Source organism: Myxococcus sp. NMCA1, from assembly GCF_026810205.1.
GTDB lineage: Bacteria > Myxococcota > Myxococcia > Myxococcales > Myxococcaceae > Myxococcus > Myxococcus xanthus_A.
Map to the genome: position 1 here is coordinate 3,560,773 of NZ_CP113950.1, position 13,371 is coordinate 3,574,143.

Genomic DNA, 13,371 nt, shown 5'->3' on the forward strand with positions numbered 1-13,371 from the left:
TCACGAGTTCTTGCCGCGGACGACGACTTCCGAACGGCCTGAGGGGGCCGGGTGGGTGGGGTTCGTGGGCTCGTCGCGGCCGGGGAACGTCGTAGGGGGCGTGTGCCGGTCGAAGCGGATTCCGTCGGGGGGGCAGTACCCGTGCGCGAGCTGGGCGAACCACGGGTTCAGCGTCGAGGGGACGGGCTCCGGGGCGGGGCCCTCGTCGTGGGGCTCGGGGGCCACGTCGGCGTCGGCTTCCTCGAGGTCGTCGTCCGATTCGATGAGCTGCGCTGCACTGCTAACGGAAATCTCCGCTTCCTCCACTTCGTCGCTGCTGATTTCGTCCGGCTCCTCGGGCTGGGGCAGCGCGCGGGAGAGGCTGTCGTCGTCGCCCTCGTCGATGGACTGGGCTTCGTCCTCGGAGATTTCCTCGGGCTCTTCGTCCTCGCCGCTGGGGACGGGGACCGAGGCTGAGGCCTTGAGCGCCTGCGGGCTGACGGGTTCGAGCCGGGGGGGACCGTCCACGGACTGGAGCCGGGGCGGACGCTGCCGGGGAACGGGCGGGGGCGCCGCCGCGCGCGGAGGCAGGGCGGGGGGCTGGTCGGCTTCCGGCGTCGAGGTGCTCTGGCGGAGGGTCGGAGGCGGGCGCTCCGGTGTGCTCGCGGATGCGCCTCCCCGGATGGGCGGCAGGCGCTCTGCTTCGGAGGCACCCGGGCGGGAGATGGGCGGCGGCCGTTCCGTGTTCGTGGACCGCGGCTGTGGCGTCAGTGCCGTCATCCGTCCGACGGGCGTCTCCATGCGTGCGGAGATGCTCCGGCTCGACAGCGAGGAGGGCGCGGGGACGATGGGCGTGGGGGTGGGGTGCTCTTCCGGCCGGCTTGAGGAATGGGGGCCACGGCTGCTGGATGAGCGCGTGGGGATGAGCTCCTGGAGCAGCTCGGTGGGCACGCGGATGATGGGCGTCGGCGCGGGTGGCTCGTCCCGCTGGCGGTCGTAGGGCGAGCGCACCACGGGCGTGGCGGAGGAGGTCTCATCCCGTTCCGTCTCGAAGGGCGAGCGCACCACCGGCGTGTGCGAGGGCGGCTCGTAACGCGCTCCGATGACGGGGCTGCGGACGACCGGGGTCGGCGCGGGGGCTTCAGCAGAGTCCCCGGCAGGTTCGCTGGTGCCCGCGTCCGTCCGGTTCAGCGCGGCGGGCGCCTTGATGATGGGCGTCGCTGATGAGGTTTCGCTGGAATCCGCGCCCACGGGCGAAGGAGACCGGCCCGGAGGTGGGGGGACCTTGACGACGGGCGTCGTCGCCGAGGCTTCGCTTCCGTCCTCGTTCAGCACCGACGGCAGTCGGCCTGAAGACGATGGCGCCTTGACAATGGGCGTCTTCCCCGAGGCTTCGCTGTCGTCGTCACTCTGCACGGAGGAGAACCGGCCCGATGAGGAGGGCGCTTTCACGACGGGCGTCGTCGCCGCGTGCTCACTCGTATCGTCGCTCACCGTCGAAGAGGCCTGCGCAGACGGAGCCGGCGCCTTGACGATGGGCGTCGGCGACGGGGGCGCGTCCGCGTCTTCGACCTCTGTTGCCTGCACGATGGGAAGCGCGCTTTCAGAATCGTCGTCGTCGCTCGCGTCGTGCGCGGAACCTTCCGGCGTCGCGTCCTTGCCGGCCACGCTGGACGCGGAGGCCTCGCTCTCGCGGACCGTGCTGGTCGCGGCATCGGCGGCCGCTGCGAAACGCTCTCGCAGCGGCGCGCCCATCACCACGGGCGGCTCGATGGGATTCGTCTCGAGCTCCGTCTTGATGAGGCGCGTGTCGAGCCCCTCCTCGAGCACCTGCCCCATGACCAGCGGCAGGTCTTCGCGCGCACGCCCCGTGGCAGGCGCGTCCTTGTCCTTCCGAGGCTCCGGCGCCTTCTTGGAGACCGGTGCCGCCGTGGGGGCGGGCTCGGGGGGCAGCAGCGCCGCCAGCCGGTTCGTGGGCGTTCCCGTCACCGTGGTGGGCGCGGGCAGGTTGTCCTCGCTCGTGGTGGAGACTGGCTCCGACCGCTTCTCCAGCAGCGAGTCATACAGGTCCAGGAGCTTGCCGCGGATGAGCCCCGCGTCGAGCGCCGCCTCCGCGTGCGCCCGAGCCACCTGGCCCAGCTCCATCCGGCGCTTCACGTCGCGCGCCAGCTCGATGATGCGGTCGGCCAAGGCCTGGCTGTCGCCCGGAGGAAAGAAGACGCCCGCGCCAGCCGGGATGAGCTCCCGCGTCACGGGCAGATCCGCCGCGATGATGGGGCGGCCCGCGGCGCAGTACTCCGACACCTTCGCCAGCGGTCCGCCCTGAACGCGATTGCGCTCCACGTCATCCATGGGCAGCACACCCACGTCCGCGAGCGCGAGCACCTTGGCCAGGTCGTCGTGGTGCACCGGGGGTTGGAACTCCACCCGGTCGCCCAGGCCCAGCTCCTTCGCCAGGTCATCCAGGTGCGGCTGCCAGTCCGCGTGGCGCGCGCCCACCACCGTGAGGCGCACCTCTTCCTTCCGGGCCGCCACCTCCACTGCGCGCAGCAGCGTGGACAGGCCCTGCCACCCCACCTGGCTGCCCAGGTACATCATCCGGAGCGGTTCGCCGTCCGGGGCGCCCAGCACCTCGGGCGTGAAGGGCTGGAGGTCCACCGGCGCGGGCAGCACCCGGACCTGCTCCTCACTGGCGCCGAGCGACTGGATGTACGCGCGCGTCGTCTCCGAGCCAGTGACGACGAGGTCCGCGTTCATCAGGCAGAACAGCTCCTGCCTGCGAATCTTCGACAGGAAGCGCCGGTCCCCCTCCGTCTGCGGGTGGGTGTACCGCAGCTCCTGCGAGGGGAACGTCTGGGCCTCGTAGATGAGCCGGTACCCGTAGTCTCCCTTCAGCTCGCACAACGCGTATCCGCCGAAGGGGTCCGTGAAGTGGGCGAGCGCGTAGTCCTCGCTTTCGAGCTGCCGGCGCACGGCCCGCTCGAAGGCCTGGATGCGTGAGGCCAGGTCCCCCGAGCCTACCGGGACGCGCAGCAGCCGGGCGCCCTGGTACTTCTCGATGTGGGAGTGGTCAGGCGTCTTCGCCGACAGCACCACCACGGAGAAGCGGTCCGGCAACGCCTTCAAGTATTCGGTCAAACGCCGGGATGAACCCGACGGACCGGGGATGACGTCGAAACTGCACAGGAGCAGTCTGGGCAGGTCGCTCAAGCGTGGGCAGGATACCTAGCCGCCCCCTGAGTGTCATCGGGTGATGAAACGAAAGGGGGTCGGGCGAAGAACACATGTAATGCTGGCACGTTGACCCTCTACGACCAGCGACCTAAAGGCCTGCTTGCCTATGGAAGACCTCAAGAGCGTGACGGTCAGCTACCTCAGGGAGTTGGCACGGAAGCACCTGGGGAGCGGCTACAGCCGGATGAAAAAAGAGGAGCTGCTCGCAGCTCTGGCCGCCTACGTCCCCGCCCTGGCGAAGCTCGCCCGGTTGGCAGGCATCCGCGTGCCTCCCAAGCGTTCGGCCGCGAAACCCGCAGCGTCTCCTGCCCGGGCCTCCGCCGCCAAGAAGGCCAAGGCGCCCACCACTGACGCCGCGAAGGCGCCCCGGAAGTCGAAGACCCCGACCGCCGCGAAGCCCAAGACCGACGGCGCGCAAGGCCAGGGGAGGGTGTCCGCGCCCAAGCGGGTGGCCGCCAAGCGGGCCTCCGAGAAGCCCGGGAGCAAGCCGGCCGTCAAACCCGCGAAGGTGGTCACGTTCCCGCCCAAGCCCCGAGTGGAACGGGCGCGTGAGCCGGTGACGCCCGTCATGCCTTCCGTCACGAGGCCGCCCGTTCCCGTGCCGGAACCGGTGCCGCAACCCGTCACGCGGCCCGCTCCCGTGCAAAAGCCCGCGGAGCCCGTGGTGGAGGGCTTCTTCGTGGCGCGCGTGGCTGGCGAGGAGGAGGCGCGTAGCCACCACCTGGTGGAAAGCGTGCCTGTTCCGCCTCCGGCCTCCGCGGATACCGAAAGATTGGGTGAGCTGCCGGAGGGGTATCAGGACGACGCCGTCCTCCTGTTGCCCAGGGACCCGCACACACTCTTCGTGTCCTGGGACTTCAGTCTGGGGGCCCTGCTGCGCGCGCGGGATGCACTGGAGGCGCCGCGTCCCGTGCTTCGCGTGTTCGGTGATGAACAGATGGAGCGGGAGTTGGACTTCGCGGTGGAGGCTCCCGGCTTCTACATCCACGGGTTGCCGGCGGGGCGGACGTATCGCGTGGAGGCGCACTTCGCCGGTCGTGATGGGCGGAGCCGCCGCATCGGTGCTTCGAGCAACCGCGTGACGCTGCCTCCCGCGGGTGTCTCCACGGATTTGACGGTGCGTTTCCTTCGGGTTCCTCCGCTTGAGGCGGCGCTGCCCGCGGCGGTCGTGGAAGCGCCGCCGCCGGAAGAGGAGCGCGAGTACGTGTCGTGGCGCCGGGTGAACCTGCCTGGCAGTGGCGGCGTACTGGATGTGCCGGAAGTCCACAGACAGCGTCGTGGCGGTGACATGACGGAGGCGCACCTGGAGGGCCCCGCGCGAGCGCCGGGCGCTTCGGACCAGCGGTACGTGGAGTCGGTGGAACGCGTGCCTGGGGCTTCGGACCAACGGTACGTGGACTCGGTGGGGCGAGCGGCGGGGGCTTCGGACCAGCGCTATCAGTCGGACGCGGCGCAGCGGAATGCGCGCGAGGTGCGTGGCCCCGTGACTGCTCCCGTGTCGCGCTACCTGGAGACCCTGGGCCGTGCACCGGGGGCTTCGGATATGCGTCATGCGGAAGGGGACGCTCGCGAGGCGGGGAGGGGGCAAGGGTCCCGTGCGTATCTGGAGGTGAAGGGCGTCCCGGGCGCATCGGACCTGCGCTACGCGGAAGGCGGCGCGGCACGCCAGGCAGGCAGTGACACGTCACCGCACCGCTACCTGGACGTGAAGGGCATCCCGGGCGCATCAGACCTGCGCTACGCGGAAGGCGGTGCGACGCGCGCGCCGGTCAGCGGCGCTTCGCCTTATCGCTATCTCGATGTGAGGGGCATTCCGGGTGCATCGGACCTCCGCTATGCGGAAGGTGCGGCGACTTCGCATCAGCATCACCTGGACGTAAGGCGCATTCTGGGAGCGTCGGACATGCGCTACCTGGAGTCGCCGCCCCGCGCGCCGGGTGCATCGGAGCAACGCTACCTGGCGCCACCTCCACAGCGGGCAGGCGCCTCGGATCTTCGTTACCTGGATGCCCCGGAACGGGCGTCGGGTGCCTCGGAGCGTCGCTACCTGGAGCCATCGCAGCCGCAGCCGGGCGCATCGGATCGCCGCCACCTGGATTCTCCTCGGCAGGGGACAGGCGCCTCGGGTCGTGGCTTCCTCGAGGCTCCGACTCAACCGTCGGGCGCTTCCGACAGCCAGCACGCGGACGCGTCGTCAGCACGCACAGAAACCGGAACCACCGCCAAGGATGCTCGCGGCTCCGGTACTCAACCCCCTGCGGTCGAGGAGAACCACCGCGACTTCGAGGCTCCTCCACGTTCATCCCGCGCCACGGTTCCGGGCAGCGACGCCCAGGCGCAGGGAGACGCCGGCGCGGAGGAGAACCACCGCTACTTCGAAGTGCCCCGGTCCCGAGCGGAAGGCGCGCCACATCACCGCACGGCGGCTCCTTCCTCCTTCGAGGCCCGCGACGGCCATGCCACCCCCGACGCGGCCGAGCCACCTCCCCAGAAGCCGCCTTCGGACGACGGCCGCTCCTGAACCCGCACGGAGACATTGAACGACCATGAGTCTGGGCTCCCTCGCGCTGGTGCTCCACGCGCACCTTCCCTTCGTCCGGCACCCCGAGCATGAGGACTTCCTCGAGGAGGACTGGCTCTACGAGGCCATCTCCGAGACGTACCTCCCGCTGCTCCAGGTCTTCGACGGACTGGCGGAGGACGGCGTCCCGTTCCGCCTGGCGATGACGCTGTCTCCAACGCTCGTCTCCATGCTGCGCGACGAGCTGCTGATGAGCCGCTACGCACGGCGGCTGGACCTGCTCTGCGAACTGGGCGCGCGAGAGGCGCACCGGACGCGAGACGACGCCACCTTCGGCCCCATTGCCCGCTTCTACCGGGACCACTTCGAGTCTCTGCGCCGCGCGTTCCACGACCGCTACAAGCGCGACCTCGTCTCTGGGTTCCGGCGGCTCCAGGACGCGGGCTACCTGGACATCCTCACCTGCAACGCGACGCACGGTTTCCTGCCGTTGATGCAGCAGGTGCCCGAAGCCGTTCGCGCCCAGGTGACGGTGGCCGCGAATCACTACCGCCAGCACTTCGGCAGGGACCCGGCCGGTATCTGGCTCGCCGAGTGCGGCTACTACCCGGGCCTGGAGCGCCTGCTGGCCAGCGAGCGCATCCGTTACTTCTTCGTCGACACGCACGGCCTGACGGACGCCGTGCCCCGGCCCTTGCATGGCCCCTACGCACCCGTCTTCACCGAGGCGGGCGTCGCCGCGTATGCCCGAGACCCGGAGAGCAGCCAGCAGGTGTGGAGCACCGAGCACGGCTACCCGGGCGACCCGGACTACCGCGAGTTCTACCGGGACATCGGCTGGGACCTGGACCTGGACTACATTCGCCCGTTCATCCAGCCCACCGGCGAGCGCAAGAACACCGGCTTCAAGTACTTCCGCATCACCGGGAAGACGAACGACAAGCGCCCGTATGATCCGCTCGCTGCGCGTGAGCGGGCCTCGGTGCATGCGGGCAACTTCCTGTTCAACCGCCAACGGCAGATTGAAGACCTGGCCTCGCGCCTGGGTGGCCGGGAGCCCGTGGTCGTCGCGCCCTATGACGCCGAGCTCTTCGGCCACTGGTGGTTCGAGGGGCCCCAGTTCCTCGACTTCCTCATCCGCAAGGTCGCGTATGACCAGACGACGTTCCGGCTGGTGACGCCGTTGGATGACCTGCGGGAGCATCCGGAGAACCAGGTGGCGACGCCGCCGCTGTCCTCGTGGGGCGCGGGGGGCTACGCCAACATGTGGCTCGACGGGAGCAATGATTGGATCTACCGCCACCTCAACCACTGCGCGAAGCAGATGGTGGAGCTGGCGCGGGACTTCCCGGATGCCGGTGAGCTGCAACGTCGCGCGCTCAATCAGGCCGCCAGGGAGTTGTTGCTCGCCCAGTCCTCCGACTGGGCCTTCATCATGAAGACGGGCACCATGGTGGAGTACGCCCAGCGCCGCACGCGCGAGCACATCCTGCGCTTCCAGCGCCTGCACGAGCAGCTGCGCGGCGGCAGTCTGGACGAGGGCTGGCTCACCCACGTGGAAGGCCGGGACAACCTCTATCCAGAGCTGGACTACCGCCTCTATCTGCCTGCCTGAGGCCAGGGGGAAGCAGGGTGGGGCGATGTGTCCTCCTGTCGCCACGGCAGACGGTTTGGCTTGCGGGGCGGGTTTTCGGCTTTAGCTTGGTCTGCATATGAACCGTTCGACCGTCTCGTTCCGGAAGGCGCTCGTCGCCGCGCTCCTGGTCGCGTTGCCCCCCGCTGGTGCTGTCGCCCAGGCGCCGAAGTCGCCGCCCGCGGCCACCCAGCCAGGCGCCGGCAACGTTCTCCAGCCCGCGACGCGGGAGGCCCAGACGCTTCCGTCGCTGGCGCCGCTGGTGGAGTCGGTGAAGTCGGCGGTGGTCAACGTGGACGTGCAGGCCCGAGGGGGCGGCATGCCGCGTGGGATGGAGGACAACCCGCTCTTCGAGCGCTTCTTCGGTGGAGGCCGCGAGGGCGGCAGTCAGCGCCGCGAGCCGCTGCGACAGGGGGCAGGGTCCGGCTTCATCATCGACCCGAAGGGCGTCGTCCTCACCAACAACCACGTGGTGGAGGATGCCATCAGCATCACCATCCGCCTGGATGACGGACGCAGCTTCAGTGGCGAAGTGGTGGGGCGGGATCCGCTCACCGACGTGGCGCTCGTGCGGCTCAAGGAGAAGGTGGAGAACCTGCCCACCGTGAAGCTGGGCGACTCGGACGCGCTGCGTGTGGGTGACTGGGTGGTGGCCATCGGCAACCCCTTCGGTCTGGCCTCCAGCGTCAGCCTGGGCATCGTCTCCGCGCGGGCGCGCGAGATTGGCGCCAGCCAGTACGACGAGTTCCTCCAGACGGACGCGGCCATCAACCCGGGCAACTCGGGCGGCCCGCTCTTCAACATGAAGGGCGAAGTGGTGGGCATCAACACCGCCATCGTCGGCGGTGGCTCCGGCATCGGCTTCGCGGTGCCCAGCAATCTCATCGGCTCGCTGCTGCCGCAGCTGGAGAAGGAAGGCTCCGTCACGCGCGCATGGTTGGGCGTGGGCATCCAGGATTTGACGCGGGACCTGGCCAGCGCGCTCAATCTCCCCGTGAATCAGGGCGCCATCCTCACGCAGGTGATGCCGTCTTCTCCCGCGGCGAAGGCGGGCCTGAAGCAGGACGACGTCGTCATCGCCATCGACGGGCGGACCGTCACCTCCAGCGGCGAGCTGACGCGCACCGTGGCGCTCAAGCGTCCCGGAAGTACATCCACGCTGACGCTCTTCCGCGACGGCAAGAAGCAAGACGTGAAGGTGGCGCTGGGCACGCGCCCGGACCTGGAGGGAGTGGCCTCGGCGAAGCAGCGGCCGGAGGACCAGCAAGAAAGCTCCCGGCGCGTGGGCGTCAGCCTCCAGAACCTGGATGCGCGCACCGCACAGCAGGCCGGCTTCACGGACAGCAGCGGCGCGCTCATCACCGACGTGGTGCCCGGCTCGCCGGCGGACCGCGCGCAGCTGGAGCCCGGCATGGTCGTCATCGAGGCCAACCGCAAGAAGGTGGAGAACGCGGACGCCCTGGCCCGCATCATCAAGGGCGCCGCGTCCGGGAGCACCTTGCTGTTGCGCGTGACGGCGCCGGGTGGGGCTCGCAACCTGCGCGCCCTGCGGGTGCCGTGAGTCCGGAGCGTGGGAGCGGCGGATGAGCGTCAACTACGTCGCGCTGGGAGACAGCACGGCCGTGGGCGTGGGGGCGGCGCGAGGAGGGGGCTATCCCGAGCGCCTCGCCTCCCGGCTGCGCGCTGTCGGCCTGCCCGTGGGCCTCACCAACCTGGGGCAGAGCGGCGCGCGCATCCGTGACGTCTTCACGGGGCAGGTGAAGCGCGCCGTGGCCGTGCAGCCCACGCTGGTGACGCTGGGCATCGGGACGAATGACCTCTGGCGCGGCACGCCTGTGGAGGACTTCCAGGACGATCTGGACCGCATCGCGCGAAGGTTGAAGCAGACCGGAGCGCCGCTGGTGGTGGTGAACCTCGCGGACCTGGCGCTGGCCCCGGTGGCGCGGCTGGTGCCCGCGGCGCTGTACGAAGGGCGCATCGAGCCCTTCAACGCCGCCATCGCGGAGGTGGCCCGGGTGCACGGCATGCACCACGTGGACCTCTTCACGGCAAGCAAGGACATGATTCCCAGGGGTCCGCACTTCTTCTCGGACGACGGCTTCCATCCGTCGGCCGATGGCTATGAGGAGTGGGCGGACCTGCTGCTGCCCACGGTGCAGACGCTCGTGAGCCGCTGAGCGCCTACGCTTTGGCCACGCCACCCGGAGGCTTGGGGGCGGCAGTCACGGCGGGAGGCTCGGCCGTGGGCGTGTGCGGGCCCCGCTCGCGGCCCGGGTGCAGCTCCATGCCACCTTCGTACAAGGTGGTGCGGTTCCGGCCGGTGCGCTTGCTGAAGTAGAGCGCCGCGTCCGCGCAGTCCACCAGCTCTTCCTGGGCGGAGGCATCGGAGGGGAAGTGCGACACGCCAATGGACACCGTGATGTGGTTGCCCGGCAGGCCCGGCTGGACCAGCGCCACGGATTCCGCCACGGCCCGGCGCAGCTTCTCCGCGACCTCCATGGCCTCCGTCTTGTTCGTCTGGGGCAGGAGGATGACGAACTCCTCGCCGCCGTAGCGCGCCAGCGTGTCCACCTTGCGCACGCGCAGCCGCAGCACGTCGCACACCCGGCGCAGCGTCTCGTCACCCACGCGGTGGCCGGCCAGGTCGTTGATGCGCTTGAAGTGGTCCACGTCCACCATGAGCAGCGCCAGCGGGGTGCCGAAGCGGTTCGCGCGTGCCAGCTCCAGCTCCATGCGCTGGAAGAGGTGGCGGCGGTTGGGCACGCCGGTGAGCGGGTCCGTCATGGTGAGCTTCACCGTCTCCGCGTGCAGCCGGGCGTTCTTCACCGCCGTGGCCACCACGTCCGCCACCGCGGTGAGCAGCTCGATTTCCTCCGCGGAGAAGCTGGCCACCTCGGGGCGCTGGAAGTTCATCACGCCCAGCAGCGTCTCCATGTGCACCATGGGCGCCGCCAGCAGCGCGCCGCTGTTCAGCCCGCCCTTCACCAGGTCCGGCCTGGCGAACACGCTGGAGCGGTCCGCCGTGTCCGGCAGGTACACCGACTTGCGCGTCTCCGCCGCGCGCCCGCAGGCGCCTTCGCCCAGCGCGAAGGTGAGGCCCTCCGCGCCGCGGCCCTCCGGCCAGGCGTGCTTGATCTCCAGCAGGCCCTCCGGGTTCATCAACATGATGGAGAACTCGGGGATGCGCAGGCGCTCCGTCACCAGCCGGGTGACGGCGTCCAGCAGCTCATCCAGCTCCAGCGTGGCGTTGAGCGAGCGCGCCACGTCGAAGAGCAACGACAGCTCCTTGAGGCGGTCCTCCAACTCGTCCTTGAGGGCCAGCTTCTCCTTCACCAGCTCCAGGTCGCGGTGGGTGTCGATCTCCTCCGCCTTCATGGAGGTGAGCCGCGCCAGCATCTGGTTGAAGGCCGCGCCCAGCTGCGCGAGCTCGTCGGTGCCTCGTGCCTCTGCGCGCACCAGCAGGTCACCCGCCTCCGCGCGCCGCATGGCCACGCTCAGCTTGCGCAGCGGGCGGGTGAGGACGAAGTGCAGCGCCAGCCCGGTGATGAGCGCCAGCAGCACCACGAACAGGCCCATGGAGCCGAGCGCCGCGCCGAACACGGACGACAGCTCCTGGTGCAGCGCCGGCTCCGCCATGCGCAGCTGCAGGATGCTGGCGCCCGGCACGTCGCCGGAGGTGTGGCAGCCGGCGCACTCCGGCCCGCCGAGGGGACGGATGACCTCCGTCATCTGCGCCACCGAGCGCGCCCGCTCGGGGCCAGGGGCCGTCAGCCGCGCGGCCTCCGGGTGCGTCGTGCCTTCTTCACCCGTGCGGCGGGACCAGAGGATGCGCCCGTCCGGCGTCAGCACCCGGACGTCCTCCACCGAGCGGAAGAGCCGGGTGTCGGAGCGCATCACCTCCGTCACCGCGCCATGGGCCGGAGCCCCGCGCGCCTGCGGAAGGGTGAAGGTGGAAGCGACGAACTCCGCCAGCGCCAGAGACTCCACCTGGGTGGCGTCCTGGACCGCGACCCGCGCCTCACGCCAGAAGTGGCCGACGCCCAGCAGTGCCACGAGCAGCCCGGGCAGGGCGATGCTCCACAGCAGCTTGCGACCAACGGTGTCGGGACCCAGGGGCATGCGGGTGCTCGCAGCTCTCGAGCGCGAAGTTTCGGACTGGTTTCACGGAGTTCGGACGGTCCGTGAATTGTCTGGTGGCTGACGCTACCTGTCAAACGAAGCGGCGAAATCATCCTACGATTGCGCTGACGTTGGATCACCTCTTGGTGCATCAATCAGGTGGATTCCTGGAGATTCCATGTCGACCGAGTTTCTCACCTCCGCGCTGTTGCCGGTGCCGCACGGCTTCACCACCCGCGCTGGCGGTTGTTCGGAGGGGCCCTACGCGTCACTCAACCTGGGTTTCTCCGTGGGCGACGAGCGCTCGCGCGTGGAGGAGAACCACCGCCGCCTGGCACAGGCCGCTGGCGCGCCGCTCGAAGCGCTGAGCCGCGTGTCGCAGGTGCACGGTGATCGCGTGGTGGAGGCCCGGAGCGGGGAGGGGGCCCAGGGGCTGCGCCCCACGGAGGGCGAGGCGGACGGACTGTGGACGCAGGCACCGGGAAGCTGGGTGGCGGTGGGCACGGCGGACTGCGTGCCGGTGCTGCTGGTGGACCCGGACGGGCGCTGCGTGGCGGCGGTGCACTCCGGCTGGCGGGGGACGGACGCGGACATCAGCGCGCGCGCCGTGGAGGTGCTGGTGGCGCGCGGTGCGAGGCCAGAGCGGCTGCTGGCGGCGGTGGGGCCGTCGATACAGGTCTGTTGCTACGAGGTGTCGGAGGAACTGGCGCAGCGCTTCAGCGCGCGCTTCGGGGATGAAGTGGTGCGGTGGGTGGAAGGCAAGCCACGGCTGGACCTGACCCTCGCGGTGCGTCAGACGTTGGTGGGGGCGGGACTCAAGCTGGCCCACGTCGATGTGCTACAGGCCTGTACGGCGTGTGAGCCCACGCGCTTCTTCTCCCACCGGCGGGACGCGGGGCGGACGGGGCGGCACCTCAATTACGTGGTACACCGCTTCTAGCCACCCGGTGTGGGGGCCGATTTCTTGACGCTCTCTGACGGGCCTTCCTATCCTCGGGGGGACCCCTCTGCTGAAAAAGGCCCGTGCCCGCGCGCTCCGTCATCTTCCGTCTGCTCGCCGCCGCGCCCCTGTGTGCGCTGGGCGCTTGCGCCACCACCGCTTCCTCGGATGCGGAGGTGAGCGCGCTGCGCTCCGAGCTGCGCACGCTGCGCGCGTCCCAGGAACGGCTGGTGGAGCGGGTGGCCCGGCTGGAGGCGCACGACGCCGTGTCGCGCGCGGGGGCTTCGAGTGAGCGCCCGCCCGCGCGTTCCATTCCGGTGAAGGTGGAGGCGTCCGCCCAGGAGTCGATGGGCGCCACGCCGGAGCTGGCGGTGGTGAAGCTCAAGCCGCGCCACGAGCCCGCGCCGAAGCTGCCCACCGCCGTGGCGGTGATGGAGCCGGACGACGAGCAGATGGAGATGTTCATCAGCCCCGCGCCAGACGAAGGGCCCGCCTCGTCGGCGAGCGCCGAGTCGGCCGCGACCATGGTGGCGTCGAACGAGGACGCGGGGGAGCAGCAGGACCCCGACGTGCTCGACGCGGAGTTCGACAAGGCCGTGAACATGCTGCGCACCGGGAACGTGGAGGGCGGGGTGGAGAAGCTGCGCCGCTTCGCCGATGAGAACCCGCGTCACCCGCGCGCCGACAACGCGCTCTATTTCAGCGGGTTGGGCCAGATTGGCCTCAACGAGTTCAAGGGGGCCGCGAAGACGTTCGAGCGGCTCATCGACAAGTATCCCGCCGGGGACGCCATGCTGGACGGCATGCTCCGGCTCGCCGAGTGCCGGATGCGGCTCAACCAGGCCGCGGATGCCAAGGTGCTCTACACCCGCGTCGTCACCCAGTTCCCGGGGACGGCGGCTGCTACCCAGGCGGAACAGCGGCTCGCCGCGATCCCCCAGTGAT

At 70.2% G+C, this 13,371-nt stretch carries 8 protein-coding genes; 6 read left to right on the forward strand and 2 right to left on the reverse strand.

All coding sequences use genetic code 11. The features are described 5' to 3' along the window. Entirely contained in the window at positions 1-3,096 is a 3,096-nt protein-coding gene (locus OZ403_RS15250) for a glycosyltransferase (protein WP_442929812.1), read from the reverse strand. Positions 3,097-3,319: 223 nt separating this feature from the next. Here OZ403_RS15250 and OZ403_RS15255 point away from each other — a divergent pair, with 223 nt between their 5' ends. The 4 genes from OZ403_RS15255 (at position 3,320) to OZ403_RS15270 (ending at position 9,544) form a co-directional block, all read left to right on the forward strand. Beyond that, complete coding sequence (locus OZ403_RS15255) at positions 3,320-5,734, forward strand: DUF4912 domain-containing protein (RefSeq protein ID WP_268784506.1); 2,415 nt, start codon at positions 3,320-3,322, stop codon at positions 5,732-5,734. Positions 5,735-5,759: 25 nt separating this feature from the next. Continuing rightward, positions 5,760-7,349, forward strand: coding sequence for a glycoside hydrolase family 57 protein (locus OZ403_RS15260; protein WP_140798193.1), 1,590 nt, complete (start codon positions 5,760-5,762; stop codon positions 7,347-7,349). 97 nt (positions 7,350-7,446) lie between these two features. Then, positions 7,447-8,928: a trypsin-like peptidase domain-containing protein gene (locus OZ403_RS15265; protein WP_140798194.1), complete on the forward strand. Its 1,482-nt coding sequence runs from the start codon at positions 7,447-7,449 to the stop codon at positions 8,926-8,928. A 22-nt stretch (positions 8,929-8,950) separates the two neighbouring features. Then, a complete protein-coding gene (locus tag OZ403_RS15270; protein WP_140798195.1) occupies positions 8,951-9,544 on the forward strand; it encodes an SGNH/GDSL hydrolase family protein in 594 nt (197 codons plus the stop codon). A 4-nt stretch (positions 9,545-9,548) separates the two neighbouring features. Here the strand turns inward: OZ403_RS15270 and OZ403_RS15275 are convergent, their stop codons facing one another. Next, positions 9,549-11,486, reverse strand: coding sequence for a GGDEF domain-containing protein (locus OZ403_RS15275; RefSeq protein WP_140790662.1), 1,938 nt, complete (start codon positions 11,484-11,486; stop codon positions 9,549-9,551). Between the two features lie 178 nt (positions 11,487-11,664). Here OZ403_RS15275 and pgeF point away from each other — a divergent pair, with 178 nt between their 5' ends. Continuing rightward, positions 11,665-12,426 carry a peptidoglycan editing factor PgeF gene (gene pgeF, locus OZ403_RS15280; RefSeq protein ID WP_140790664.1) on the forward strand — a complete coding sequence of 254 codons (762 nt, stop codon included), beginning with the start codon at positions 11,665-11,667 and terminating at the stop codon, positions 12,424-12,426. 83 nt (positions 12,427-12,509) lie between these two features. Then, the gene (locus OZ403_RS15285; protein WP_140790666.1) at positions 12,510-13,370 is read left to right on the forward strand and encodes a tetratricopeptide repeat protein; all 861 of its coding nucleotides are present in this window, start codon (positions 12,510-12,512) and stop codon (positions 13,368-13,370) included. The last annotated feature ends 1 nt before the right edge of the window (position 13,371 follow it).